Below are 26,261 nucleotides of genomic sequence, written 5' to 3' on the forward strand. Positions count from 1 at the left end.
TAAGCAACGTTAATTTCAAATTCAGATCGTAAATTTTCTCGAAATTTAGAATTTGGTATCGAATACAAGGATTTCTGTCATAAAGTACTGTTTTTTAGCTGTACTTTTATTGAAAATGAATGTAAATACGGAAATAGCGAAAGAAAGGGACTTTAGGGGAGAATCGCTTCTTTGCTGCACGATGCGGCCTTCAGGATCAACTTTCAGGAAAAAGTTCTAAATATTTCCTTTCCTTATCCATGAACAAGTTCATTCTCCCCTTCTTGAGATGGAGAAATAAGCTATCTTCTTACCCCCGGATGCCCCTGCCGAAACATCACCCTTAAACCCCCGGAGCTTATTTGAACCTAGAATTTAAACGCCACTCCCATCGTCTCAATCCTTATTTGTTGAACTGTGACAATTATGACTGATCCTTCTTTATTAAAACCGGTGTTAGATGCTCTGGAATACCATGTAGTTGAATTTGTACACACCCAAATCTATATGCTTCTTCAATGCTACGCCCTCCTCCTAATGCCTGGTAAAAACCAATAGCGAAGGCGATAGCAGCTTTATCGCCGATTGCTTGGTTCATGCCAATGACATATTTGATGTGTTTGGCGATGGCTTTTGCCTGAATCTCTGCGTAACAAGCGTTCAAAACTACACAATTCACCTGACCACTAAATTGTTCAAACAATGCAGCCAACGCATCAGGCTCGATTGGGTGATTTTTCCCTTCCAGATCCTCAAAGCATAACGCACCAGTAGGTGTGCCGTGACCAGAAAAATGGACAATATACGGCTGTATATCAAGCAAAGCTTGGGATATATCTGATGGGCGAACTGACAATTGTGGCAATAATGTAAAGCGGTCCCGAAATTTAGCCAATTTCAGTTTTTCTTGAATCTCTCGAAATTCTTCACCAAGCCGCAGGCGAGATTCATTAGTGGGATCGGCTGCTAAGAAGAGTATCGAAACCTTATCGGTTTTTTCTTTAATTAGGAAAGCTTGCCTATTTTCGGCATTTATTTTTGTGATATCACTCTTGAAAGCCTCCCATCGTGTTTTCAATTCCTCGGCAAATTCGCTGCAATCGTGCCAGTATACCTGGATATGAAGATCCTTATCAAAATAGCGATCCAGATATTTCTGAGCTTTTTCTTCAAGGGTATCGGAAACATTCCCTGGCACGATCTGCACGGATATGTGCTTTCTATTCTCACTTCTTCCGATGTAGTCATCAAGAATCCTGCAAAGAACACGGAAATCCCAATCAGTTACCTTGTAGCCTATAAGAAGAAGAGATGTGCCTCCAAATGCTTCCTGAATACGCGGCGGAAGCAGGTTTTGATCCTTTGAAACGGCAACAAGGAAGTCCAGATAGTTGTCCTCTGTTAGAACCAGTGACTCTGGTCTTTTATACCATCCATGGAGGTGATATACTAAAGGTTTGTCCGGAGTGGGATCGAAGTCTGATGACGTTGGTTTGCGTTGCCTGAGTTCTTCATTCCACAGACATATTTCCTGGGTTGGTGCTTTGCCACGGCTTTTAAGAGCTTGCACCATAAGGTCATCGTAAGTTGTGGTAATATAAACTGGCAGTGGGAGATAGGCTAATACTCCGTGAATTTCATTACGAGCTTCAAAATATGTTGGTGTGACTTCTTCTGACAGTTCAGTGATTCTATTACAAATCTCATCCCTTGGAAACATCTCGTCTTGGGTCACAGCCACAAACTGAGCCACCCGTGTCAAGTCGTCCGAGTCTTCCATTGGGTAGTCGTACTCTTCTGCCCATTCATTTGCAATCTGGGAAATAACAGAAATCTTTTCAGAACAGGCCCCAGATCCAAGAAAAGGAGTACACTTTCCATACTTGATTCTCTTAAGAAGAATGTCCCAATCCTTCTCTTCCAGCATTGTTGGCACTACTAACACCCCCCAAGAAGTTAAATTCTCTTCTCAATTTTTCTCGTGTTTATTTTCCCCACTCACCTTTCTTTCCACTCACCTGCTGTCTTGAAAGCAAATTAAAAATCAGGACACAGAATGGAAATGTTTTCAACTCCACAATTTCTCAACTTTTCCAGGTCAAAGTCACGTTAAAATTAGCGCCCGTACCCGCTGCTATAAACATACCGGCTTTTAAATCCATTGAAATGCCAAAAGAAACTTTAACTTCTTCCGGTTGCTTACTGAGATCTTTTAACCGATTCAATACAGTATTAGCAACAGGCTTTACAATACCAAGCGATTCTTCAAATGTCTGATTTGTGATATTTACTATCTCACGAGATGTAGATGAACGTGAAACACGAGTTATTTCCCCTTCAACTTCAGCCTCTTCTGCTTCTATTAATACAGTACTACCATCTTCCAGAGTTAATTTTACAAGGCGTTTCATAAAAAATCACAGTTCTAAATATTTATTATTAAAGTGGTATTTTTATTGAATAATAAAAGGATATTTACTAATATAGGGAAAATAAGTATTGAACTAATGAGAAAAAGAAGTCAGAAATACAGATAAAAGAATAGTTATATACAATCTCATGCGTCATCGGTTAAGGAATCTATTAATGTTAAAAAAATGACTACTGCAATCATCTATGCATATCGATTTCAATTTCTAGGTTTACAGAAGCGGCAACAAAAATAACGCATTTCGTATAGATTGTATCTTAACCAAATACAAATCAAATTGCATGCGGCCACCCCACCCTAAAGGATGGGGTATGCTTCGGGCCGCCCGCCCGGTTTCTTGGGAAGAGTTTAGTATCTTTAACAAAGTTTCCCCAATATAGAGTTGCATTCCCACTCTTGTAACCATGATACCAAGAAACCTCACTTTACAAAGAAGCAACGGTACAGAGGTTTAAACGAAACCAAAAAGAGGCGAGGGTTCACTTCATCCCCGACATAAAGGACAGGATATTCGTGACCCTCTGCGCTCCCGATGTAATGAAAAGATATCTATGCCAATAAACTCTAAATTCCAGTCCTTCTGACCCACTAAGTGGAAAACTTACTGGCAATTCCAAAATAATTTATGTAATAATCACTATAAAAAGGATAAATCAGTTCAAGCTCTCTCAGCACAGGTTTTTTCTGCAAGAAATTCTATTTTTTATCCTTGAGCTTTCCCAGTACTCCGAAGAAATCAAATTTGTTTTCAGAAGTTTTGCCTTCATTTTTGTTCTTTTCCATTTCAAATCTTCTATCTATAATATATTCTCCAATCGGATTGACAAAACCCAGCAGAATTCCTAGCCCTGTAAAAATATAGATCACAGTAAAAATTTTCCCCAAATCCGTTTTAGGGGCAAAGTCCCCATAACCCACAGTTGCCAGGGTGATAACCGAAAAATAGAAAGAGTCAAGCCATCTCCAACCTTCGACCCTATGGTAAAAGACAGTGCCCCCTGCGAGAGTTATCAAAGTTAAATAAAGGAGGGACCTGAACTTAGGATCTTTAAGCAGCGTTTTTAGTGTCTTTAGAAACATAAAGAATGTATAAAGAAAAGGAATCATTATCTTTCCCTCCAAACGTATTTTTCTTCTGAGATTAAAACGAAATTTGTGAAAGCTGTAAATTCGGACTTACTGAGAGCTGATACCATTAACTAATACCGCTGTTAGAAACGTGGGCTTTCGATCCGGTCCCATTTTCTGAAGCTCTGTCCGAGCAGGTAGAGGGCAAGAGGCACCAGCAGGAGGTTTACAAGCACATAGTACGGACCAAACATTGAGAGGATAACGTTCACCAGCAGGAGCGGCATGACTGAGAGCGTGTATACAGCGAAAGTCCTGCCGTTATAGAGATTTATGGAAGGAGAAAGCCCTGTTAGGTAAATAAGTATTGAAACCATGTAAAGCGAAATTGAGAGGAAAAGCAGCAGCGTTGGCAGCAGAAATGCAGGGTCTTTTTTAAGGGTGAGCAGGATCAGAAGTATAAACGGAACAAGATTCAGGAAAAGGTAACTGTTGAGTTTGTTCCTTATCATGTCCGAAACTTTCAGGGGAAAGAAAGCATACGAGGTAAAGATATCGTATTCTGTAAGCCAGTTATACATTGAAGAGGAAAGTACTCCCAGAACAAGGGAAATCAGAATTAGAATATTTAAAGCCGGGAGAACCTTTCCCAAGGCTGAAAGAAGCATCCAGATAAGAGCCGCAGGCAGCAGGAACGAGAAGATTAACTTTCCGAATCCTCCCTCACTCCTTTTCAGGTCAAGGAAATCCTTTGCGACGAAAGCTGCATACCTGTATGAACCAAACTTCCCGCAAAGCCTGGAAAATGAGTTTGGGAAGCTCTTTTTCGCCTGGGGGAAGTCCACCTTCAGGAAAAACAGGGATAAAGCCGAAGGAATGATTATAAGCCCAGAGGAAAGCAGAAACTGGCTTTTTGAGGAAAGCAGGAAAAAAGAGAGGCTTGGCAGGCTATAAAATATTCCTGAATCCAGATTTCCAGAAATAGAAAGCAGGAAAACGCAGCCAGCCAGCAAACCCAAAGTCAGCAGCTTTCCGGAATGGGCATAAATAGTAGATAAGAAAAATACCAGGGAAAGCCCGATCATAAAGGAAAGAGAAAGGGTCAGGAGAAGGAAGAGAAGGGTAAAAGGAAAATGGAAGTTTCCTGCCGGGATAAGGGCTGCAGCAAGCGCAAAACCTGCAACGAAAGGCAGCACATAGAGGGCAAAGTAATATACGACATCTTTTACAAGGAAGTTTGCAAAGATTAATCTCTCGGAAACAGGAAGCGTCCTTGAAGAATATGCTATCATGCTTGCCTGCCCGAAACGCCGGTTCATAAACTCCCTGCCCATAAGCCCGAAAGCTCCTACCATGCTTCCCAGAAGCAAAAAAAAGTAATGCATCCCGAGCGCAATCTGGGCATAGGTAAAGATTTCCCTAAAAATTGGCAGAACCAGGCTTACGAAGAAGGTGAAGAGAAAGATAAAGACCGGAAAGAGAGAAAAACCATTGTTTCCGAAAAGATTTGAATGCATTCGCCATTCTTCTTTAAGCATGCTTTTAAAGATATCAAACATAAAATCCCTGCCAGTTTTAGTCTCGCTTTTGTGCTATTTTTACACTCATTTTTGTCACTTTTACTTATATTTCCAGGCAATTTTTATTTTTAGGCAATTTCTACCCTTACCTTTGTTCCAGCTTGCGGATTATACATAATAAGAGAATCTCACACCCCTATTCTGTTATGCATATTGTGCAGGTATGCTCAGACCGGTGCCAGAATTCCCTGGTCTGCTTACTAAATCCAGAAAGAAATCTTCAAAGTTTCTTCTCTGAAGGGTAGGATCGTCCAGGCGGCCTGTATAGACCAGTTTTCCTTTGTAAATGATCCCAATACTGGTACAGATCTGTTTTGCAATCTCGAGGATATGTGTCGAAATAAAAACTGTTCCTCCGTTTTTCACATAGCCTGCGAGAAAATCCTTTACTTTTCTCTGAATTACAGGATCCAGGTTGATTAGAGGCTCATCGATAATTGCGAGTTCCGGTTCATGCAGGAAAGCCTGGGCAAACATCAATTTTTGTCTTGTACCTCTTGAGAGGTCTTTGCATAGTGAATTTTTCTGGTCTCCGAAATCCAGGAATTCGAACCATTTTTCACAGGTTTTCTCATAGCTTTCCATTTTCCGGATCTTTGCAACGAAGTAGAGGTATTCTTCTGCTGTCAAAAAACTTGGTGGGGTTTCCTGCTCAGGAACAATGCCTGCAAGTTCGCGTACTCGAATCGGGTCTTCAAGTACATCCACGCCGTGTACCCTAACTGAGCCGGAGGTTGGTTTTATCTGGCCTGTAAGCATCCTGATCATAGTTGTTTTTCCTGACCCGTTAGGACCCAGAAGCCCAAAAAGCTCACCTTTTCCAATCGAAAAGGAAATGTCATTTACTGCCTTTGTACTTCCGTAGAATTTAAAAATATTTCTTACTTCAATCATCTTTAAGTCTCCTGAAAGCCCGTTATTTACAGGCAAATGAAGGTACAATGCCAGTCATAGAGTAAATTAGGCTAAATTAAATAAATTATATCAAATTAAACTAAACATGAACAAATTAGACTAATTTGGAATATTAATAGATATATTAGAGTAAATAAAAGTAAATTGGGCTAAATATATACATATATCGTTTAATTTATGTTTAGTCTAATTTGGACTAATCAGATTGATTAGACTAAATTGGACTAAATAATAAAGATAATTCTAAATTAAATTGCAGAGTAGGTCAAGAGTCAGTAATTTTTCCCAGAAAGCATCAGATTGAACAAGGATTAAGATTGAACCTTTAACATTCATTAGATAATTTTTTAGTTTTGCTCATTTAATTAAAATTTTCAATGTTAAAGAGTATTCTGCAAAAATATATAAAAGAGTTTCGTACACTACTTTCTAATCAAAAATCCGGTTTAAAATTATTATTTGGATTCTACCAAGATTTCGTTTTCAACCAGAACGCGAAAATGTTATGAAAGGGCTTGTTACAAGCCCGTGGATAAAGTAAAATTATAAGAATTTATCAGAGTCTTAATTAATAATATTTAAAATTATATAAGATGATTTCTGTTACATAAAAATGACTTTTTCCTTTTCCCGGCTTTTCTTTCTCAGGCCCGCACTCTTAACTTAGAAGAACTTCCCGAAGAAAATCCCTCGCTTACCGGGCTCAAAGCATTAAGTTCACTTGCAGTCTCGTTTAGAGAAAGCATAAAGTCCGTTCTGATCCTGAAAATGAGCTCTTCAGGTTCTACGCAGCAAAATAGAGTAGGCTCACCCTCAATTATCCAGACATATCCTTTTTTCTCCATTCCCCTGAGAATTCTATAGATTTTGGGCCTTGGGACTCCGGCATTTTCTGCAATTTCACTGGCTCGTGCCTGCTTAAGACGGACAAGTACTGCGTAGATTTTAGCTTCGTTTCCGGTAAAACCCAGCTTTTGAAGATTTTCTACAATTTTAAGAGCCACTTTATTTTCCTCCTTTTACCCAATTCTCTAGTTAAATTCATCTAACTTGTTGGCTGGCAGCCTTTCTTAAGATCCTCACCATTGTCTCAAGACTCTTAACATAATCTTCTGTATCCTTTTCATCTACAAGCTTAAGCAGCTCATCGATAATCTGGTTAGAATAGTTATAGCACTCCAATCCTTTTTCAGTCAGAGAAACGAGTACTTTCCTTCGATCTTCAGGGTCAGTTTTTCGAAAAACCATCCCTTTTTTCTCCAAATCATCTACCATTCGGGTGAGGCTGCTTTTATCCATACCTGTGTACTTCCCTATGGTTGAGGGCATGATTTCACCTTCCATGCCTATGATCTTGATTACTACAGGCTGATTCTTGCTTAGATTCTTAAATTTGCTACTGATTTTCTTCTGAAAAGTCTGTTCAAAAATCAAGTTATCAAGAGCATCTCTTTCCATCATCAGAAGAATTATTTTCTTCAGCGTTGCTTCGTCCATTTTTTCCACTGTTCCTCTTCATATCTGATTATATAATCATAAACATATTTTTGAAGTAAATAATTTCCGAATGTATAATGAATCATAAAATAATATTGATTTTTCAATTATATGAAATTAAATAATTGAAAAATCAATAGTTGATAAATCAACAATGCTATAAACATATTTAAGCTTCACGGTTTACCTGCACACAAAAATGATTAAGATGCAAAAACTGATTGCTTCAGTTCTATATATAAAAAATTAAATTGTATGTCATTTGAACTCAAAAACTCGTTAACGAAAAGCTAATTAGAAGAAAAGGCTTCAGAAACCACTTAAAGCATAAAATAGGAAGCTAGATTTCCAGAAATTAATTTTTTGGAAAATGAGTTTTCACAAAATGAAATACGATTAAAAGGTTTAAAATAGAATCAGGCTAAAGACTTAAACTTGGCTGCAAAATTAATTTTACTCTGAACTTGTCCCACTATCACCCTCTGCCTTGGAGGCCTATCCCTGAAAGAAAAGCTTCTTGAGATCAAATCTGCATTTATGGCCTATTTTAAAGAGCGGGAAGCCGAGATCAATGGTTCTCTCCTTGCCGTGTTGTCCGGGGAAAACCTCCTCTTCCTCGGTCCGCCTGGAACGGCAAAAACCCAGCTTGCGAAAAGTATCTGCCAGTTAATCGAAGGCGGAAATTTCTTCAATTATCTCCTGACAAGTTTTTCCACCCCTGAAGAGCTCTTTGGTCCGCTTTCCTTAAAAGCCCTGGAAGAAGATGAATTCCGCCGGAAAATTAACGGCTGCCTCCCGACTGCTCATGTTGCTTTGTTGGACGAGATTTTTAAAGCAAGCAGTGCGATCCTTAACAGCCTCCTGACCATTCTCAATGAGCACAAATACCATAACGGGAGAGAGCTTGTAGATGTACCACTGCTCTCGGTTTTCGGGGCATCTAATGAGTTTCCTGATGAAAACGAGAGTCTTGAAGCCCTTTATGACCGCTTTTTATTCAGGTACAGTCTCGCATATATTCAGGACGAAGGGAATTTCCGGGACCTCCTTTTCAGGAGCCATGACGAGTTCGAACCTGCTGCAAGTCTCATTATTTCTGCAATATACGAACTTCGGGCACGTGCAAAAGATCTGCCTGTTGACCCTGACGTTGAGGTCATTATAACTGAGCTTCGAAAAAACCTCCAGCTTCAGGAGATTGAAATCTCGGACCGGCGCTGGAAGAAAATTATTGAGGTGCTTAGGGTTGCGGCTTGCAGTAGCGAGTGCCCGACTGTGGACAGGACAATGGTGCTCCTGCTTCAGCACATGCTCTGGAACCTTCCCGAAGAGCGGGAAACCATAAGGAAAACCGTCTTTGAGTTCGCAATCTCAGGTGGTATTAATACGGAAAAACTGCGTCAGGAAGCCGAAGACCTTCAGACTGTAGTAAGCATTGCCCTGAAAAACGAACTTCCTGTAAAGATTGTCTGCGACAGCTGCGGAGAAGAATTCCGGCTGAGGCAGGAAATTGAAACTCACCATATTTCCCACCCGAATCACAGCTATACGCTTAAAATGGAAGGATCTTCAAGGATCTATCCTTATGACAACCTTGTGAGAGAAATTGATTCGCTCCAGGAATCGGCTGGAGAAGCGAGCACACTGCCCCAGGTCCAGAAAGAAATTTTTGAAAAAGAATTGGAAGCCCTGGCCGATCGTCTGGAACGCGTAAAATACAGGCTTGAAGCCGAAAGGGAACTTCTCAAAAACCTGATGGATACGAATATCTGGCTCTCGACGCTTGACAGAAACGAAGCTCTCCTCCTGCACGATACCCGAAGTATCGAATTATCCGAGCTCAATGACCTTATCTCAAAAAGCCGGTCAATGCTCGGACTGCAGAACAGACAGAGGCAACCTGAACCGCAGCCTGCAAAAGGAGCAGGAAAAAGAGAAATGGAAAAAATTTCCATATCCGATTCGGGCAGCAATGTTAATAGTTTTATGAAAGGTCTTAGCTCCCGATTTAAGCTCAGATAATGAGTCCATACCAAAATCAATTCTATTCCCAAATCGTTAAATTTTGAGGACTATTTTTAATGGCCAGAAACTCGACTGGTTATTCAGAATGCAAAATTCAGAAGACTATTTTAGAGTTTTGGAAACAATTCAATGAGGCTAATTAGGGCTCTTTGCTTATGGGTTGAAGCATTTTTCTGTAAGTTGCATTAAAATACTTTCTTTAATATTATAATATAGTAGTCAAAAAAAATCTCTGAATTGAATAAATATATCCTCAAAAAATGATTAATTTTTTAAAGTCTATTAAGCTTTATTTGCCCAATTAAATATAGTATCAGTCCTTTCTCAACTAAGGTATATTCATTAAACAATTTATTTGCTATTTAGATAGATCCTTCAAAAGATGATTAGTTTTTTAAGGACCATTAAAGCTTATTTACCCAATTAAACGTAGTGCCAGTCTCTCCCCAATTAATGTACATTTATTAAACAATTTATTTATTATTTAGAGGGCTTAAGCGCTCCAATTAATTGATTAAACATCGTTTTTTCCTCACTTTTATCATTTAACTTCTTCTGGATGAAAATGGCATCATACGCCTTAACTATAAATAATCATAAATTGTGAGCAAATAAAGGTTACATCTTGGCAATTTATCAATTTTAAAGATTATTATAAATTATTTCTCTAAAAAATGATATTTAGAGTGCACATTTTTAAAGATTATTATAAATTATTTCTCTAAAAAATGATATTTAGAGTGCACATTTTTTGGGGAAATCCTATATGCATATCTATTGCCCAAAATAAGCACTCTATGTCCTTAGTTTTAACGCTTATTTGGGAGGATCCTACATTTTACAGTACTGTTATTTCCTTCTCCCTCTCTTCCTTTATCCCTCTCTTCCTTTATCCCTCTCTTCCTATATCCCCCTCTTCCTTTTATTTTTACTGCGTATGTTCCGAGATCCAATTTCCTATAATTTCCAGAGCAGCCGGAGAAATTGTTTCTTCGATTTTTGCGTATTCTGAGGGAGACCCTGTTTTAGCGGTCTGGAATAAATGGTTAAGGCCTGGTAGCTCTTTAACTGTATAGTCTTTATTGCCACCTGCTTTGAGAGCTTCATCTATGGCTCTGAGGTTTTCTTCAGGTGGAACCTGAAGGTCTTTTTCGCCGGTTATTGCAAGGACCGGGCACTTTACCTTCATCAAGGTAGGGGCGGGGTCGTATGTCAGGAAAAAGCGCAGCCAGGGCGAGATCAGATTCTGGACCTGAGCATTAACCCGAGCGTCAAGGTCATCTTCAGAGTAACCTGAATTCTTTTTCTCCTCTTCGCTCATGTTTTCCACCTCATTAATTATAAGTTTGCGAAGTTTTTCTGCGGCTATAGTTTCATTTTGTTCTTCTTTTATCACAGAGTACATGCTTTTCATAAGCGCATCATTCCGGGCTATAGTTTCATTGTCTACCCCTTCTGCCCTGTAAATCAGGTCATTCTGGAGGTACGAAATCTCTTCCCCGGTAATTCCCTGACCAGCCATGAGTACAATGAATGCGATATCTGGAGACTTTACTGCTACCATAGGTGCAATTAGCCCTCCTTCACTGTGTCCAATAAGTCCTATTCGGCTTGGATCTATCTCTTTGCGATTTTTGAGGTATTCAACTCCTGTGAGTACATCCTCAGCAAAGTCCTCAGTTGTAGCCTGTGAAACGTTTCCAGTCGAACCTCCAATACCTCGATCATCGACCCGAAGCACCGCAATTCCCTGGCGTGTCAGATAGTCCGAAAGTACAAGGAACGGGCGATGCCCCGCAATTTCCTCATTACGATTTTGCTGGCCTGAGCCTGTTATGAGTATGACTGCCGGGAAAGGCCCCTCTGACCGGGGAAGAGTTAACGTTCCTGCCAGTTTCACTCCTGCTTCTTTGTTTTCATAAACAACTTCCTCTTCAGTATATGGATAAGGCTTTACAGGGTCTTGCTCTCGGTGTGTATCAGGAGTCTTCTCAATTCTGTTAAGCACAAGCGGAAAAGCTGATCCTGCCTGTTTCCATTCTCCTTCTATTGTTTTGTTATTCTCCTGATATATCCCTTCAAAACTTCCACCTATGGATTTTACTCCAAGGTTCAAGTTACCGTCTTTATAACTAGCGCTTTCAACAGGTATGCTGCTTATTCCCTGATCAGGGCTGTCCATGCTGGCGTTGATAGATCCATCAGGATTAGTAGAAATATTGAACACAATTCTTAACTCCAACCCACCTGGGACTGTTAAATTTCCCATCCAGATGCCTTCTATATCCTTGAGATCTCCAGCACTCTCATTTTTTGTGTCATTTAGTTGTGAACTCTCTTGGTGTGACCCATCTGACTGCGAACTGCATCCAAGGCCCGCTATAGTAATGCTTAATAAGAATACGCAAATTACGATTTTACTTTTCATGATACCTTTTCTCTCACATTTTTTCATTTGTCTTTTTATCTTTTGAATTTATTTTTAAACTTTTTGGTTTGTACTTTAATAATTATTAACTAGTGATTAAAATCCTAGTTGTTACAGCTTCAACTAACTTAATATGTTTATAATCGAAGCAGCTCAGTAAATTGAAGTAATCATAAATGAAATAATGTTTTTTAATAAAATATAAAAAGAATATAAAATAAAAAGAATAAATTAAACGAACATAAAATAAATTAAAAATTTTGAAAAAATAATTTTTAGAAAAAGGAATTTTTGGAAAAACTTTGTGGAAAGGTTTAAAATATGCTGCAAAACTTTCTCTGGGAAAACAGAAAGATTATTCTAAGAAATACTAACTGCAGCAAGGTCCGGTTTTAGGGTTACTAATTGTATACAGTTTCCGGATTCATTTGAAAGGATTATTTAAGAAAGATTACCTAACAGAGGTCATTTAACAGCATAGATTATTTCACAGGAATAACAAAGGAAAAGTTTTTCAGGCTTCAAGCTCATGAAATTCCTGATCTTTCAGTTCTTTTTTCCTTATACTTTCTCTAAGCAGGTCGAGCACTTCTTCATCCGAAACATCGTACCATCTCTCGTAAGCCTGGGCAACAGCCTTGAAATAGGCAGGAGTCTCAAGCACCACAAGCTCATCTACCTTTTCTTTAAGCTCTTCTGCAACCTCTCTACCTGCTACAGGCACTGCAACCACGATTTTTCCGGCTTTCCTGTTTTTACAAAGCTCAATGGCTGCTCGCATTGTAGAGCCCATTGCAATGCCGTCATCAATAAGAATTACGTTTCTTCCCGCAAGCTCGAGCAGGGGATTTCCTCCTCTGAGAGCTTTTATCCGCCTTTCAATCTCAGCGATTTGCTCCTTTTTTATCCGTTCAATGGTTTCTCCTGAAAGCCAGTAATGTGCATTTTCTAAAATAAATGTGCTCCCGTTCTCTGCTATTGCCCCGAATCCTGCTTCAGGATTGTCCGGAAAAGGCAGTTTTCTTGCAATAATGAGAGAAAAATCGGCATTCAGCTTCGCTGCAACCTGCAGTCCAACTTCTACCCCTCCGCGTGGAATAGCAAGAATAATCGGATTTTTTGTCCTGTACTTTTCAAGAGCTTTTGCAAGCTTTTCCCCTGCATCTTTACGGTTTTTGAACATAACTCCACCTCCTATTCAAAAATTACCCCTATTTTCGTATAAACGTCAAAGCAAATTATTCTTAAAAAATTATTTTTATAATGTACAAATATCAAAATCAAACTATCCTCATAGGCCGCCTGTAAACTTCGACTGAAGAGCCTGAAGGAAGGGTCGTTTCTGGTAAACAAAGTTCCAGCACCTTTTTTGCAACATCTTCAGGTTTGAGAACAGGCTCATCGGTATGCAGTGAACGGTACATGCTGGTATCCACGCTTGCAGGGCAAACCGCATATATCTGAACCCCGCCTCCTACTTCGTAAGCAAGAGACTCTGTAAAACCAATTACTGCAAATTTTGAAGCGCAGTATATCGAAAGCTTCGGTATGCCATGCTTTCCTGCTCCTGAAGATATATTTACGATTCTGCCTTCACCCCTTTTAAGCAGATGGGGAAGAGCATACTTTGCGCAGAAAAACATACCTTTCACATTTGTATCCATAATCTCATTGTATTCTTCGGTTGAAGTCTCCACAAGATATTTCCTATATGCAATTCCTGCATTGTTTACGAGGATATCAATTCTTCCAAAAGCATTCACTGCCTTTGAAACCATACCAATGACCTCCTCTTCTTTTCGAATGTCAGTCTTTATCGCAAGAGCCTTTCTACCTTCCCTTTCCACCAACCTGGCAGTTTCTCGAATTTCTCTTTCGGTTCTTGCGACAATTACAATATTGGCTCCTTCTCCTGCCAGTGACAGGCAGATGGCCCTGCCAATTCCTCTTCCCCCACCGGTTACAATGGCTGTCTGGCCTCTCAATCTCATAGCAGTCACTTTAACAGTCATTTAATTAATTATCAAGCAGGATAACGATATAATTTTGGAAGCAATATTTCTGAACTGCATCAAGAGCTATCTATCTCTTAAAAGGAAAAGGGAATACTGGCAAAAGGTGCTAAGAAGACCTGGCAAAAAGATAATGTAGATATTATAAGTCTGCCAGAACTGCTCTCTAATTGCCAGAGATTACCCTTCGGGTTTCAATCATTAAAGCTGAGGGATTGGAGGAACCTGTATCTCAATTATCTTACCCGATGTAACTTTTGAATCAGGCGAGGCAAGTTCCAGCACCTTTTCCGCAATATGCTCGGGTTTGAGTGGGGGCCTGTCTGAATAGATCGACCTGTACATATCCGTATCTACAGCGCCCGGGCAGACCGAATAGACTTTTATTTCTCCTTCAAGCTCGGCTGCAACGGACTCCGTCATGCCATTTACCCCAAACTTTGAGGCACAGTATACGGAAAAATCCGGAAGCCCATGCAATCCTCCTACTGAGGATATATTGATGATTTTTCCATTTTTGCTCTCTCTGAGATATGGAATCGCATACTTTGTGCAGAGAAAGACTCCTTTTAAGTTGGTATCCATGATTTTTTCATACTCTTGAAGGGTGGTCTCTTCCAACCTCTTCTTGTAGGCCACTCCCGCATTGTTGATAAGAATATCAAGCCTGCCGCATTTGTCAATTGTCATTGAAACCAGGCGTCTTACATCCTCTTCACTCCGCACGTCAGCCCGGATAGCGAGGGCTTTACTGCCCATTGCTTTTAATTTATCCATTGTATCTTTTATTTCATTCTCGTTTCTTGCTGTAATGATAACATTTGCTCCCTCTTTTGCCAGAGCAAGGCAGATAGCTCTTCCTATCCCCCTGCTCCCCCCGGTTACAAGAGCTGTTTGGCCTGCTAAACTCATTGCTACCCCTTTTATCCGTTTATTTTTATCTAATTATTTTTTATTAAATAAAAGATAAAATGTAGAAAAAAGGGATATATTTTTGGAAATTAAGTTTCTGAATAAAGGTTCTTCTCGCGAGAATGAGCTTTTTGTTATTCTCAATTTCTTAGGTTGTCAGCCTTTTATTTAGAATTCTGGTGCGAATTCAGGCAGATGAATAATATTTCGTTTTGGGTTGTACCACTCTTGATGTGCGTAAAGCCTACACACTTCGATGTACCACATGTAGGTGATGAGTAATATGTCAAAAAAGCGTGCGATGCTTGCCCTTTGGAATGGTATTGAGTAGTGTTTCTTATTCATGCGGCGTAAGAATTCTAACATCCTTAACATAGAGGTGGAGATCTTCAGGGTCTTTCTGGTACCCTGACACTGCATATCTGTTTTCCATTAATACTCACTGTATAGCTTTATTGAAACCGATGAAGCAAGCTTAATGCATGTCACATTTTGTTCGAACAGTGCATATGAGATTATGTGAAGATCTCCCCATCAGCCCTGAGAAGATGGAAGAAGCTTTGAAGTTAATCCAGATTTGACGAGTCGAGTATAAGAAGAATTTATGAATACACTGAATATATAACAATCCTCATGTTTGTGTCATCTATATCCCTTTCTGGTTGTGCAGACGTCGGAAATGGTACACTAAATAAGAATGAAATATCTATAGTGTGTATGGGTGATTCCATCACATACGGTTTTTGTGGAAACGGAACTTCATATCCTGCAATATTGCAATCACGATTGTCTGGAGCAGTAATATACAACGCTGGTGAGTGCGGAGATCAGACTTACGAGATGCTAGCTAGGTTTGACAGAGATGTAATATCACACCATCCAAATTTTGTTATAATAATGGGCGGAATCAATGACCTTCTTCTTGGACAGCCTGAACAGTTTATTGAAGGCGATCTGGCTGCAATGTGCAAGAATTCCACACAAAATGGAATTACACCAGCACTTTGCTCAATCACGCCAATGACTTATGTTTCACAGAATTTAAAAATAAAAACAAACAACCTGAACAACTGGATTATATCATATTCAAATGCACAAGGCTATAAAGTGATAGATTTCCACTCTGTGCTGGACGATGGTCATGACAATCTGAGGCAAGAGTACGATTCTGGAGACGGGTGCCATCCAAACGCTCTTGGTTATGTTGCTATGGGAAATTCGATTGACATCAATTTGTTTAAACACTAGAAGTAACTGGTGCCGTCAGCGGTTCGAAAAATGGAAACAGCTGCAAAAATAGTGATCACATCGTAGGACCTATTATATTAACATTTGAGGTCAATACTTTCACATAGCTCAGATGAACCTTTTAACCATTACTCAATATTTCCTTCTGAGGTTGGTTAAAATGGACACATCAGAGAAGTATATCAGAATGTGCTCACTAACGAAGGAAATTCAGCGGAAATGGGTATCCCAATCCGGTGATTTTGTTTATAATCCTGCTTTTGAAAAAGTTGAGGTTTTACTCGATCTTGGAAACAATTCTATTAATTATATCTGGCTACCAAGACAAGATCAACTTCAAGAAATCTGTATCGCATTTTTTATGCATAATCTGAGGATATCGAAATTCGAAGCATTCTTACGATTTTTGGAATGGTACTCTGGACGCCTTAGATATACTTTCGAACATGGACTCAAGAATGGAAACGATTTCATAGACTCAGGAGAAGAACTTTTGTTAAACCGTGCAATGATAATGATGCACTGGAAAAAATGGGACGGAGAAAATTGGGTAAAAGCTTTAGAAGGATATAAATCATCAGGGAAAATTCCCGCAAAAAATTCTAATTACTTCTAGGTTGGATCTAAAAAGGATTAGCGGTAGAGAACGCAGATTCAAAAAAAGATAGTAATTATCGTATTTCAAAATGTTTTCCTGTTATTACAGTATGTCGAAAATTTTTTACCCTAGCAACGCGAAGCATTATTTGATAATCTGACATTCACGTTATACTTTTACTCAAGGTACTGGCGATCAATATAACAGTACTTCCAGTCCTCACCAGGCTCGAAAGATTCGATCACGGGATGCCTAGTTTCTTCAAAGTGCTTTGTTGCGTGTTTATTTTTTGACTGGTCACAGCAGCCCACGTGTCCGCAGGTCAGGCAAATTCTCAGGTGCACCCAGCTATCTCCATTTTTCAGGCACTCTTCACATCCCTTTGAACCTTGTTCTATGTTCTTAATTTTTATCATATTCCTGTGTGTACAGACCATAGTGTTTCCCCCATCTCCTTTTCCTTTTTACTTTTATCTTTATAGCTTTAAAAATAAGCAGTATTGGAATTATGTAACAGTAACCTTGGTAAACCTCCACCTTGCAATAAGAAACATTATTCCCGCAAAAGCCAGGAGAGCCAGGAAGGAAACAAGCATTTCTCCCTGAGTGTAAGTATAACGGAGCCCGATTGACGAGAAATCGCTTCCTATTGCAAAATACCTGATTCCGCTGACAAGGTGTGTGAGTGGGTTGACTGTGGACAGGGTCCGGAGTACTGGAGGAAAGGAATTCGCAGGATAAAGTGCATTGCTCGTGAAAAAGAAAGGCATGGTAAGCAAGGTTATTACGGCCTGCATTCCTTCCGGGCTTTCCATTGTTATTGCTATTGCGGCTGAAAGGAAAAGAAACCCGAGAGAAAATGTCCCTATAAAAAGCATGATCCCAAAGAGTGAGACCAAAATCTGTGCTGCTGTGTAGCCTTCAAAAAACTGGACTCCAAGCAGAAGCCCAAAAACCATGATCACAGTGGCCTGAATAAAGGATTTTGTCATGGCTGAAAGCCCTATCCCTATGATTATATGGATTCGTGGCAGAGGGCTTGAGAGGGTCTCCCGCATGAGCCCCCAATTTTTGTCAAATAGCAGCACTGTCCCCCCAAAAAGACTTGTAAAAAGCGTGGTCATGGCAATAACACCTGCACCTATAAAAGTCAGATAGCCCACAGCCCTCACCCCTGGAATAACTGGCATGGTTGCAGTCAACCTTTCAAAGTTGTTTGACATTGCTACTCCAAAAAAAGCTAGCCAGAGTGCAGGCTGGACAAGGGAAGTAAACAGGAGAGTGCGGAATCGGACAAACCTTAGCATATCCCGCCAGTATATGGTAAGAAAGCCTTTATGCATCTCTTAACGCCCTCCTGATTTTACCACGACGGTTTTTTCGGTTCCGGTATCTCTGAGCTCCCTTCCGGTATAGTGAACAAAAACGTCATCCATTGAAGGCTTTTTGAGGTTTACGGCCCTGATCTTAATTCCCCCGTTCCGAAGTTTATCCATGATCTCAGGCAGCAGGTAGGTACCATCCACATTGACCATGACAATTATTCCTTTTGACTTGTCTCGAATCCCTTTTACAGTACCAAGTTTCCTCAGAATATCTGAAGCTTCCTGGTTATCGCTTGTTTCCAGATATATAACATCCTGTCCAAGTGCATTTTTTAATTCCCAGGGTTTGCCTGTGGCAATTATCTGTCCGTGATCTATAATGCTAATATAATCGCTGAGCTGGTCGGCTTCGTCCATGTAATGAGTTGTCAGGAAAATGGTTGTGCCCTGCCGGTTGATGTCCCGCACGTAATCCCAGATTCTTATCCTTGTCTGAGGGTCAAGCCCAATTGTAGGTTCGTCCATAAAAAGCACTTTCGGGCGGGTCATCAATCCTCTTGCAATCTCAAGCCTGCGTTTCATTCCACCGCTCAGGTACCTTGTCAGGACATCACTCTTTGCTTCAAGCTCGACCAGACTGAGCAATTCATCCACACGCGCCTTCCTTTGAGCTTTTGGCATTGAATAGAGCCTTCCGTGGTATTCCAGAGTCTCCCTCACGGTCATGTCCCTGTCAAGAGTCAACTCCTGAAAGACAATCCCTATCGATTCCCTCACTTTTTCAGGCTCGGTTCTCAAATCATGGCCTGCAATAGTTACTCTTCCTTTCTGCATAGGCAGGAGAGTGATAAGAATATTAATTGCAGTACTCTTCCCAGCCCCATTTGGCCCGAGAAACGAGAAAATTTCCCCTCTCCGGACTACAAAACTAATATTATCGACGGCTTTTACCTCGCCGAAAGAATACTCAAGGTCATTTACCTCTATGATATTGTCTTCCAGAACAAGTACCCCATTTACCTTTTCCCTTAGAAAGATTGAACCTTCAGTGATAAATAGATTTTTTGCTGAAAGGATACTCTTTATGTATTTTCCGGAAAATTAAATTAAAAAAAGTAAGGTCAGTATTAAATTTCAATCAGTCCGAACTATTTTGAATCAATCTTGAGTACATGGACAGATTTTTCCAATATCGTGACCGAATCTTTTGATACCGGAATATCGGATATTATCTCTTGAAAGTGATATATTCCCTCAAATCCGATTTCAGAATCCTTTCAATCTCTTCCCAGTTACTGTCTCTGGTTTCGGTAAACATGTACCCAAAGTAGCCGCGTTTTTCATGATCCGCTTTTCTAAGTTCCAGGGGCTTTTCGAAGTCCGAAAGCAATTTTTCGTAATCAAAAGCCTGTACATCATTCAAATTGAGGTCTTCTGATTTGTTCAACATAACAAGGCAGAAGCTCTTCCCCTCTTTATCTGCAAGAATTTTGTCCCATTCCGGCTCAAGCTGTTCCAAAAAATACCTGTAAGTACTAATCCCATATGCAAAATATGCAATATCAGTCCCGCACAAGCCGGCAAAGCGCATCGGGTTCAATTCAATCGGTTGGATTTTCCTGTCCTCCGCTATTCTAAGTTCTATGTGAAGGGGAAAATTTCTGAGCCCGGCCAGCTTTCCTATCTCCTTTAAAAGATCCTCAATAGCTTCCCTGTAGGTTTCTATAACCGTTTTCGAAGTAAAATACACCCTGTCACTGACATCGTTTTCCGAAGAAAAGATGTGTTTGAAAATATTGAGGACTACAGGCTTTCCCTCGCGATTGAAATAAGCATCAACCGCAAACTCGTCCCCTTCGACATTTCCCTCGATAATGAAATTCTCCACATTCAGGACCTGCGCCGGATAGAGCTCTTTGATCTCTTCAACTTCAGCTTTTATGGACTTCAGTACCGAATCCCATTCCTCGTTGGTGGAAACCTTATGTACACCGAGGCTGAAAAATCCCACAGCAGGCTTTATTATAAACGGTTTTTCGATTTCTTCAACCCGGATCTCGTCAAGCTCTTCAAATTTAGCACTCTTAAAATATAATTCGGGGTAGAGCCTTTCCAGCAATTCCCTGAACTTGACTTTGTTCTTGAAAAGCTCGATTTTCTCAGGCAACCCTGTAAAGCCCAAATTTTCCGAAATCCAGCCAATAGAGTTTTCGGAATTAGAATAAAGAGAAAACTCACCCTTTTCTTTTATTACTTTGATAAACTCAGCTTCTTCAAGAAGCCTCAGCTCTTTTTCAGTCTTCAGTCCGGCTGCCATTTCATTTTTTAAAACAGGAATCTGCAATTCCGCAGCAGTATTTTTCAATAATTCGGAGACGTAGGGGTGGTCGAGAATTAACATTTTTCTAACCTTTCTTATTGTCTTTCAGTTTGAAGCCTGAAGCCAGATAATAAGAGAGGTTGGTAATATTTTTTGTGGAATATATTTGAATGAGCAGTTCATATTCTTTTTATGAGCTAATCCAAAACTCAATCAACGCTGAACAGTACTAAACAACTTATTGTTTTTATAAACCAGTAGAAGAATGCCGATTATTGAAGCTCACTAGAGGGTTCATAATTTTAAATTAAAACTTTTCAGGGAAAACCTCAACTATTTTCATTTTGTTACCAGACATTATAAGTTCGACTTCTCTTGTCATCATTTTAGTAGAGTTATTCCTCCTAGGAGGTATGTAAAGTATCCCATTTTTTATTCCAGAGGCGTTTATATATGTGAATAATTGATCCTTACCGTAATTTAGTAAAGTATCAACAGATTTTGTTGGGTTTTTTATTTCAATCAACAATGAACTTTCACCTTTTCTGACCAAGAAATCTGCATATAACCTGCGTTCTCCATCAATAACCGCGTATTCTGGAATCACTTCAATTTGCTCATCTGCAGAACTTAAGTATGCATTAAGCTTACCCATTAACTCCCTTTCAAAATACTTAGGCATTGTAGCGCCTCTCATTATTGAAGGGGAATCATTAGAAAATGTAATTAAAAGTTGACTGACCTGTTCGACTAGGCTTTTATCTTGAGCTTGTTTTGATGGAACAATTCCTAGTTTTGACAACTCTACTTTTTCTTGATCATATGCTTTCTTCCCTATCATTTGGTCGAGAAGTATATTAAAAAAAGCACATATGTTTACTACAGCAAGGAACGCTTCTTGTTCGGAAAAGTATAATTTGTAATCATGAGTCGATTTATTCCTCCATTCTTCACGATAGTTAGTAAAAAGAGATAACACCCTTTCCTGTAGTATTGCATTTTGTTCAAGATATTGTTCTATTTTGTATGGAGTCAATTTTTCAGGTTGATTACCTGTAAGGACTCTATATGCTTCTTTCAGTGAACCTTCAAAGGCTTGGTTTGATCGATAAACAACATCCGTAAAAAGATAATCTTCTCCTTGTTTTTCTCTCTCAAAGTGACGTTCAGCTGTTTCGAGATGTAAAATAACACTCTTTAGACCTTGGGAAATCTCTGTATCTGAGAAGAAACTACATTTATCATTTATCAATTTCAATAAATCCATGATATCATCTTTTAGCCTGACACTATTTGGTAAAAACTACCTTAAAAATTGAACTTATGCTTTAATGATATTATTTTCAAATTTTTTATATTTCTTATTATAAAGGATATAACTTTTGAATCAGTAAGATAATATAGTATTCTCAGAAGTAGCAGCATATTAAGACTGTGATTTAACTCGACGAAGTCCTTAATTATATAGCTCATAGTATAAGTGAGAGCAATAATATGAAAATCCTTCAAACCCTCTCCCGCCTCTATATAAACGACCTTAACTCAGCCCTTCAATTCTACGGAGAACTCTTAGGCTCCCCCGCAGCCATGCGCTTTGCAATCCCACCAATCGGCCTGGAACTGGCTCAAATAAGATCTATTTTGCTCATAGCCGGCTCGGATGAAGCTCTGAAACCCTTCAGAAGCACGCAAGCTACGTTTCTTGTAGATTCTCTCGATGAATTCAAGGCTTATCTGGAAGAAAAAGGTGCAGAAATTCTCCGGGGTCCGGATAAGGTCCCAACAGGCAGGAATATGACAGTAAAGCATCTCGACGGCTCGGTAATAGAATACGTGGAACATTCAAACTGGCCTGAAAAATAAAAAACAAGCTATGAATTCAAAAATCCTGCTCCAGAGTCAATATTTTAATTTTCTTCACTCGGGCAGGAAAGGTTTTAAACTTATAAATTAACGGAATCTACAACTCATAATCAGGGTTTTATAAATTTGATGGGATCGCCACCAAACTTTACTATCACTGATAATATCACTGATAATGTTACTGTCATTGATTCAGTAATCCAGGAGTTTTCAAGAGGGGGTAATCATGGTAAGCACTAGCTTTACGCGGGATGTTCAGTTTCCACCTTTGCCACTTGAAGAATGGGAAGATACGAAGAATACGCTGCATCTATTCCTGCAAATCGTGGGAAAGGTCAAGCTTGCGCTGTTTCCAAAAATGAACCACTGGTGGCATGCGCCTTTTTATGTTTCCGTGCGTGGGCTCACGACTGGACCTATTCCTTACGAGGACATGACTTTTGAGATGGAATTTAATTTCCGGGACAAGGAACATGTTTTAAGAATAGAAACGAGTGAAGGGGACTTAAAAACCGTGTCTTTAAAAGGGCTTTCGGTTGCCGTATTTTATGACAAGGTATTTTCAAGTTTGAGCGAGCTCGGGATCATGGTAGGCATCAAGCCGGTGCCATATGATATGCCTGGAGTGAGTACCGAACCTTTTCCGTCCGATTATCAGCACACTGCCTATGACGAAGAATATGTGAACCGGTTCTGGAAAATCCTTGTGCAGGTCTCTTCCATTTTTCAGGTTTTCAGGGGCTGGTTTACAGGGAAAAGTTCGCCTGTGCACTTTTTCTGGCATCACGCCGACCTTGCCCTTACTCTGTTTTCAGGCAGGCTTGCTCCGGTAAGAGAAGGGGCAAACCCTGTAGAACTTGAGGCTTCCTCGCATGAAATGATTAGCTTCGGGTTCTGGGCTGGAGACCAGAACATAAGGGAACCGGCTTTTTATGCGTATATGCACCCCCAGCCTGCGGGTTTCATGAATGAGCCGCTAAGCCCGAAAGAAGCTTTCTGGAGTCACCAGGCCGGGCTTGCGCTTCTAAGGTATGAAGATGTCCGAAATGCAGCAGATTCGCCGGAAAAAGCGGTTCTGGACTTTCTTGAAAGCGTGTATCAGGCAGGAGCAAAAAGGGCAAACTGGGATAGTGAGGCTCTCAGGCTTCCGTCATCCGAAAAGCAACTTAAGGAGCAATCAAAGGAAAAAGCTCAAAAGCAGCACAAAGAGCAGGCGGATATTTTGGAAAAGCTGGAAAGGCCGGATATCTGAATTTAAAATTAGAAGATTGAGGGGTGCTTTTGCCCGTTTTTTCCTTCGTGTTTTCTTTAATTTTCCTTTTTCACTCTATATTGAATTTTTAAGAGATTTTTTATTTCATTATAGTCGTTTTTCAACTGGAAACCATGTTTAATCAGTATAAACCATAAAAAACCTGTATTTAAAGCCTGTATCATAAAAAAGTGATTTTTAATCTCTATATGTGTATTAAATGAGTTAAATATAGTTTAATTCATGATTAAAGCTTTAGAAAAACTTATTTTACTAATATAACAGTTTTCAAACTAGGTTTATTATAAGTATATTTATATTTAATCCAGCTAATATTAAAATTATCAATTAACAGGTACCTGCAAAACAGTTAAGTAATTCTTTCCAAAGCCGAGAGGTCAAGTAGAAGTTGCAGGTGCATGAAGATCTTAAGTTAGCGAGTTTAAGGGTTGATTTCAGATTGGTTAGTTTAAGGATTGAATTCAGGTTAGTGAATTTAAGGATTGAGTTCAGGTTAGTGAGTTTAGGATCTGAATTCGAGTTCGTGAGTTCAAAAGTTGGGTTTCTTACTCGAAGTCCGAACATCGCAGGTTTGTAAGATTATCACAGGTTTATAAGCAGAAAATTTAAAAATCAAAGATTTTGGAATAAAACGTTTTCACACTCTCTATATTACTTTTAATTGAACAAATCAGGAGTTAATCTATGATATACAAAAAGTTTGGTAGAGTAAAAAATACTTTTGCTATTTTGCTGGTACTTTGCTTTGTATTGTCAGTAACGGCTTCAGCAGCAAGCGCAGCTGGTAATAGTAAGAATAATGATGGCTACAGCGATGGTTATAAAAAAGGTTATGGAGATGGCGGAGAACAGGGCCAGATAGACTGTAACAAATATGGAAGCAGAGAAGCTCTTTCAAAAATTCCTTCTCCTTCCAATGATAACAGGTGGACCCAAAACTACAAAGACAGTTATAATAGAGGGTACCAAAAAGGATACATCGACGGTTACAATGGAAATAGGTATACATGCCTAAAATAAAGGATAAAAGCTTTTGAATCCAAAATGAAAAGGTTAATTCCTGATACAAAACTATCAGAATAGAGGATTTTATGTAAGAACTCCTGTTTTATTGATCTTATTTAGTAACGCTGTCAGTCTTCCTGTTAAATGATACGGTTTTGCGGTCCATTTGATGATTTTGTTTGTTAATTTTTTAAAATTTATCCACTTTAATAAAAGTGGAAGGTTTAGCAAAGCAGGATCAGAGCACTGTATCGGTTTTATTGTTTTATTTAAATTGAAATAAATAATAAACGATATATTTATTTATCATCTGTACTTACTTAATTGTAGGCTATAGCCATAATAGTCTATAAACATGGGGGAAGGTGCTCAGTGAGCCGGGCTTTAAATTCTATATTTGATTTCTCAGGAGCAATCTTGAAACGTGCTCATAATAGCAAAATTCATTTTAGATATGGGGCGAGTTATTGAAATTATCCGGAAAAACGGACATATATTCAATATTCAAAAAAATTTAGAGATATCTTATGCTCACAACTTTTAGCAGCGGATCCCCATAACCTCGACTTACAACACTAGATTTACTGGGAATACTGGATTAACTGGGAATACTGGATTAACTGGGAATACTGGATTAACTGGGAATACTGGATTAACTGGTAGAGATGATCTTGAGGTTCTACATCCTTTGCACTGCTGCTTTACTAGCTTTAGGGGTATCTCCCACTTCAGGGGTACCTTTCTTAGCAGACAGCAACATCACTGCAACAATCCATGGGGCAACATATGCATGGGATACCTTTGAACCCCTAAATGATACTGTAATTAGTATCAATTCCAATCCTCCTCAATCAGTATTGGCAAAAAACGGCACTTATTCCTTTGAACTCGGACCCGGAGACTACGTCATTACAGCCAGGTATTACCGGAACAACACCATTATTTATTCAAAAGAAACAACTTTGAAGATTGAAGAGGAAGGAAACTATGTCTTCGATCTCCTGCTTTATCCGGTCTCCGGAAATCCGGTAACTGAAGCAGTCGAAGACGAAATAAGTAATGTCAATCCCACCGAAAAAACCAGGACTGACTTTTTTACTGTAAGTTGCCTGCCAGTAGCCTTCATGGTTCTTTTTCTGCTTGGCGGAGGTTATAAACTTTCCAGGAAGTGGAAAAAGATGAAAATAAACAGGTCTCAGGAAGAAAAGCTCAATACATCTGGACTTCTGGCAAATGCCCTTGGTAAAAGCCCTGGTTCTGGAGTGAAGCCGGGTTTCGGAAACCTTGGAGAGGTAGTCTCAGCAAATGAGTTGGTAATAGATTCAGGAGAGCCAGGAATAAAAATTGCAAATAATTCCAAAATTGAGCCTGCTGATTTAAGAGAACTCCCTCTTCCATCTGATTTACGAGAAGTCTTGGATATGATTCGGGGCCACAGAGGTAGAATTACGCAAAAGGATCTCCGCAGCAGGCTGGAGTATTCCGAAGTAAAAATTAGCCTCCTGCTTTCAGAACTGGAAAAGAGAGGATTAATTAAGAAGTTCAAGCACGGACGTGAGAATATTGTAACTTTAACAGATGAGGAGCGCAGGGGAAGCTAACTATACGACCAGCAAAAATGCAACATAATGTAATATAATATGTAATGGTAATAATATGTAATGATAATGTAAAAGAAAAGAGAATCAGGGAGAGTTCACTTTGTTCCTCAGGGTAGAGAACTCATAAATCTCCCCACTTCCTGAGCAGTAAGAACCCTACTGCTCTTGGTCTTACTGCTTT

General features: G+C 39.4%; 24 protein-coding genes. 7 read left to right on the top strand and 17 right to left on the bottom strand.

The genetic code is table 11. The features are described from left to right. Positions 1–403: 403 nt before the first annotated feature. The 7 genes from BP621_RS11245 to BP621_RS11275 form a co-directional block, all read right to left on the bottom strand. Positions 404–1,906: an SIR2 family NAD-dependent protein deacylase gene (locus tag BP621_RS11245; protein ID WP_292390050.1), complete on the bottom strand. Its 1,503-nt coding sequence runs from the start codon at positions 1,904–1,906 to the stop codon at positions 404–406. A gap of 157 nt (positions 1,907–2,063) precedes the next feature. Then, positions 2,064–2,390 (bottom strand): CU044_2847 family protein, encoded by a 327-nt coding sequence (locus BP621_RS11250; RefSeq protein WP_292389954.1) that lies wholly within the window; start codon positions 2,388–2,390, stop codon positions 2,064–2,066. Positions 2,391–3,106: 716 nt separating this feature from the next. Beyond that, positions 3,107–3,517 (bottom strand): potassium channel family protein, encoded by a 411-nt coding sequence (locus tag BP621_RS11255; protein WP_292389956.1) that lies wholly within the window; start codon positions 3,515–3,517, stop codon positions 3,107–3,109. Positions 3,518–3,621: 104 nt separating this feature from the next. Beyond that, the gene (locus BP621_RS11260) at positions 3,622–5,037 is read right to left on the bottom strand and encodes a hypothetical protein (protein ID WP_292389959.1); all 1,416 of its coding nucleotides are present in this window, start codon (positions 5,035–5,037) and stop codon (positions 3,622–3,624) included. 165 nt (positions 5,038–5,202) lie between these two features. Then, a complete protein-coding gene (locus tag BP621_RS11265; RefSeq protein ID WP_292389960.1) occupies positions 5,203–5,952 on the bottom strand; it encodes an ABC transporter ATP-binding protein in 750 nt (249 codons plus the stop codon). A 665-nt stretch (positions 5,953–6,617) separates the two neighbouring features. Beyond that, a complete protein-coding gene (locus BP621_RS11270; RefSeq protein WP_292389962.1) occupies positions 6,618–6,977 on the bottom strand; it encodes a TrmB family transcriptional regulator in 360 nt (119 codons plus the stop codon). Between the two features lie 37 nt (positions 6,978–7,014). Further along, entirely contained in the window at positions 7,015–7,470 is a 456-nt protein-coding gene (locus BP621_RS11275; RefSeq protein WP_292390052.1) for a MarR family winged helix-turn-helix transcriptional regulator, read from the bottom strand. 537 nt (positions 7,471–8,007) lie between these two features. Here BP621_RS11275 and BP621_RS11280 point away from each other — a divergent pair. Beyond that, the gene (locus BP621_RS11280; RefSeq protein WP_394339305.1) at positions 8,008–9,492 is read left to right on the top strand and encodes an AAA family ATPase; all 1,485 of its coding nucleotides are present in this window, start codon (positions 8,008–8,010) and stop codon (positions 9,490–9,492) included. An 812-nt stretch (positions 9,493–10,304) separates the two neighbouring features. Here the strand turns inward: BP621_RS11280 and BP621_RS11285 are convergent. From BP621_RS11285 to BP621_RS11305, 5 genes are all read right to left on the bottom strand, one after another. Further along, positions 10,305–10,448, bottom strand: a complete 144-nt coding sequence (locus BP621_RS11285; RefSeq protein WP_292389965.1) for a hypothetical protein — start codon at positions 10,446–10,448, stop codon at positions 10,305–10,307. Further along, complete coding sequence (locus tag BP621_RS11290) at positions 10,424–11,950, bottom strand: alpha/beta hydrolase family protein (protein ID WP_292389967.1); 1,527 nt, start codon at positions 11,948–11,950, stop codon at positions 10,424–10,426. Before BP621_RS11290 ends, BP621_RS11285 begins: the two co-directional genes overlap by 25 nt. A 487-nt stretch (positions 11,951–12,437) precedes the next feature. Further along, a complete protein-coding gene (locus BP621_RS11295) occupies positions 12,438–13,106 on the bottom strand; it encodes a phosphoribosyltransferase (RefSeq protein WP_292389969.1) in 669 nt (222 codons plus the stop codon). 97 nt (positions 13,107–13,203) lie between these two features. Then, positions 13,204–13,914 carry an SDR family NAD(P)-dependent oxidoreductase gene (locus BP621_RS11300; protein WP_292390055.1) on the bottom strand — a complete coding sequence of 237 codons (711 nt, stop codon included), beginning with the start codon at positions 13,912–13,914 and terminating at the stop codon, positions 13,204–13,206. Between the two features lie 222 nt (positions 13,915–14,136). Continuing rightward, a complete protein-coding gene (locus BP621_RS11305; RefSeq protein ID WP_292389971.1) occupies positions 14,137–14,847 on the bottom strand; it encodes an SDR family NAD(P)-dependent oxidoreductase in 711 nt (236 codons plus the stop codon). 717 nt (positions 14,848–15,564) lie between these two features. Here BP621_RS11305 and BP621_RS11310 point away from each other — a divergent pair. Together BP621_RS11310 and BP621_RS11315 are read left to right on the top strand one after the other, a co-directional pair. Then, positions 15,565–16,095 (top strand): GDSL-type esterase/lipase family protein, encoded by a 531-nt coding sequence (locus tag BP621_RS11310; protein ID WP_292389973.1) that lies wholly within the window; start codon positions 15,565–15,567, stop codon positions 16,093–16,095. Between the two features lie 160 nt (positions 16,096–16,255). Next, a complete protein-coding gene (locus tag BP621_RS11315; protein ID WP_292389975.1) occupies positions 16,256–16,711 on the top strand; it encodes a hypothetical protein in 456 nt (151 codons plus the stop codon). A 158-nt stretch (positions 16,712–16,869) separates the two neighbouring features. Here BP621_RS11315 and BP621_RS11320 read toward each other — a convergent pair whose 3' ends face one another. The 5 genes from BP621_RS11320 to BP621_RS11340 form a co-directional block, all read right to left on the bottom strand. Then, positions 16,870–17,130 carry a UBP-type zinc finger domain-containing protein gene (locus tag BP621_RS11320; protein ID WP_292389977.1) on the bottom strand — a complete coding sequence of 87 codons (261 nt, stop codon included), beginning with the start codon at positions 17,128–17,130 and terminating at the stop codon, positions 16,870–16,872. A 69-nt stretch (positions 17,131–17,199) separates the two neighbouring features. After that, positions 17,200–18,036: an ABC transporter permease gene (locus BP621_RS11325; RefSeq protein WP_292389979.1), complete on the bottom strand. Its 837-nt coding sequence runs from the start codon at positions 18,034–18,036 to the stop codon at positions 17,200–17,202. A 3-nt stretch (positions 18,037–18,039) separates the two neighbouring features. Further along, positions 18,040–19,071, bottom strand: a complete 1,032-nt coding sequence (locus BP621_RS11330; protein ID WP_349682074.1) for an ATP-binding cassette domain-containing protein — start codon at positions 19,069–19,071, stop codon at positions 18,040–18,042. A 175-nt stretch (positions 19,072–19,246) separates the two neighbouring features. Further along, complete coding sequence (locus BP621_RS11335; RefSeq protein WP_292389981.1) at positions 19,247–20,419, bottom strand: ATP-grasp domain-containing protein; 1,173 nt, start codon at positions 20,417–20,419, stop codon at positions 19,247–19,249. A gap of 226 nt (positions 20,420–20,645) precedes the next feature. Then, a complete protein-coding gene (locus BP621_RS11340) occupies positions 20,646–21,605 on the bottom strand; it encodes a hypothetical protein (RefSeq protein WP_292389983.1) in 960 nt (319 codons plus the stop codon). A gap of 227 nt (positions 21,606–21,832) precedes the next feature. Here BP621_RS11340 and BP621_RS11345 point away from each other — a divergent pair, with 227 nt between their 5' ends. The 4 genes from BP621_RS11345 (at position 21,833) to BP621_RS11360 (ending at position 26,080) form a co-directional block, all read left to right on the top strand. Next, entirely contained in the window at positions 21,833–22,201 is a 369-nt protein-coding gene (locus BP621_RS11345) for a VOC family protein (protein WP_292389984.1), read from the top strand. 226 nt (positions 22,202–22,427) lie between these two features. After that, the gene (locus BP621_RS11350; protein ID WP_292389985.1) at positions 22,428–23,453 is read left to right on the top strand and encodes a DUF5996 family protein; all 1,026 of its coding nucleotides are present in this window, start codon (positions 22,428–22,430) and stop codon (positions 23,451–23,453) included. A 705-nt stretch (positions 23,454–24,158) separates the two neighbouring features. Then, positions 24,159–24,494, top strand: a complete 336-nt coding sequence (locus tag BP621_RS11355) for a hypothetical protein (RefSeq protein ID WP_292389986.1) — start codon at positions 24,159–24,161, stop codon at positions 24,492–24,494. A 650-nt stretch (positions 24,495–25,144) separates the two neighbouring features. Further along, entirely contained in the window at positions 25,145–26,080 is a 936-nt protein-coding gene (locus BP621_RS11360) for a helix-turn-helix transcriptional regulator (RefSeq protein ID WP_292389987.1), read from the top strand. Positions 26,081–26,261: the final 181 nt, after the last annotated feature.

Source organism: Methanosarcina sp. UBA5, assembly GCF_002505485.1.
GTDB lineage: Archaea > Halobacteriota > Methanosarcinia > Methanosarcinales > Methanosarcinaceae > Methanosarcina.

What these genes read in the sequence shown, in the direction of transcription:
- BP621_RS11245 (WP_292390050.1), bottom strand. Translation starts at nt 1,906, where the DNA reads ATGCTGGAAGAGAAGGATTGGGACATTCTTCTTAAGAGAATCAAGTAT.
- BP621_RS11250 (WP_292389954.1), bottom strand. Translation starts at nt 2,390, where the DNA reads ATGAAACGCCTTGTAAAATTAACTCTGGAAGATGGTAGTACTGTATTA.
- BP621_RS11255 (WP_292389956.1), bottom strand. Translation starts at nt 3,517, where the DNA reads ATGATTCCTTTTCTTTATACATTCTTTATGTTTCTAAAGACACTAAAA.
- BP621_RS11260 (WP_292389959.1), bottom strand. Translation starts at nt 5,037, where the DNA reads ATGTTTGATATCTTTAAAAGCATGCTTAAAGAAGAATGGCGAATGCAT.
- BP621_RS11265 (WP_292389960.1), bottom strand. Translation starts at nt 5,952, where the DNA reads ATGATTGAAGTAAGAAATATTTTTAAATTCTACGGAAGTACAAAGGCA.
- BP621_RS11275 (WP_292390052.1), bottom strand. Translation starts at nt 7,470, where the DNA reads ATGGACGAAGCAACGCTGAAGAAAATAATTCTTCTGATGATGGAAAGA.
- BP621_RS11280 (WP_394339305.1), top strand. Translation starts at nt 8,008, where the DNA reads ATGGCCTATTTTAAAGAGCGGGAAGCCGAGATCAATGGTTCTCTCCTT.
- BP621_RS11290 (WP_292389967.1), bottom strand. Translation starts at nt 11,950, where the DNA reads ATGAAAAAATGTGAGAGAAAAGGTATCATGAAAAGTAAAATCGTAATT.
- BP621_RS11295 (WP_292389969.1), bottom strand. Translation starts at nt 13,106, where the DNA reads ATGTTCAAAAACCGTAAAGATGCAGGGGAAAAGCTTGCAAAAGCTCTT.
- BP621_RS11300 (WP_292390055.1), bottom strand. Translation starts at nt 13,914, where the DNA reads ATGAGATTGAGAGGCCAGACAGCCATTGTAACCGGTGGGGGAAGAGGA.
- BP621_RS11305 (WP_292389971.1), bottom strand. Translation starts at nt 14,847, where the DNA reads ATGAGTTTAGCAGGCCAAACAGCTCTTGTAACCGGGGGGAGCAGGGGG.
- BP621_RS11310 (WP_292389973.1), top strand. Translation starts at nt 15,565, where the DNA reads ATGGGTGATTCCATCACATACGGTTTTTGTGGAAACGGAACTTCATAT.
- BP621_RS11315 (WP_292389975.1), top strand. Translation starts at nt 16,256, where the DNA reads ATGGACACATCAGAGAAGTATATCAGAATGTGCTCACTAACGAAGGAA.
- BP621_RS11320 (WP_292389977.1), bottom strand. Translation starts at nt 17,130, where the DNA reads ATGGTCTGTACACACAGGAATATGATAAAAATTAAGAACATAGAACAA.
- BP621_RS11325 (WP_292389979.1), bottom strand. Translation starts at nt 18,036, where the DNA reads ATGCATAAAGGCTTTCTTACCATATACTGGCGGGATATGCTAAGGTTT.
- BP621_RS11335 (WP_292389981.1), bottom strand. Translation starts at nt 20,419, where the DNA reads ATGTTAATTCTCGACCACCCCTACGTCTCCGAATTATTGAAAAATACT.
- BP621_RS11340 (WP_292389983.1), bottom strand. Translation starts at nt 21,605, where the DNA reads ATGGATTTATTGAAATTGATAAATGATAAATGTAGTTTCTTCTCAGAT.
- BP621_RS11345 (WP_292389984.1), top strand. Translation starts at nt 21,833, where the DNA reads ATGAAAATCCTTCAAACCCTCTCCCGCCTCTATATAAACGACCTTAAC.
- BP621_RS11350 (WP_292389985.1), top strand. Translation starts at nt 22,428, where the DNA reads ATGGTAAGCACTAGCTTTACGCGGGATGTTCAGTTTCCACCTTTGCCA.
- BP621_RS11355 (WP_292389986.1), top strand. Translation starts at nt 24,159, where the DNA reads ATGATATACAAAAAGTTTGGTAGAGTAAAAAATACTTTTGCTATTTTG.
- BP621_RS11360 (WP_292389987.1), top strand. Translation starts at nt 25,145, where the DNA reads ATGATCTTGAGGTTCTACATCCTTTGCACTGCTGCTTTACTAGCTTTA.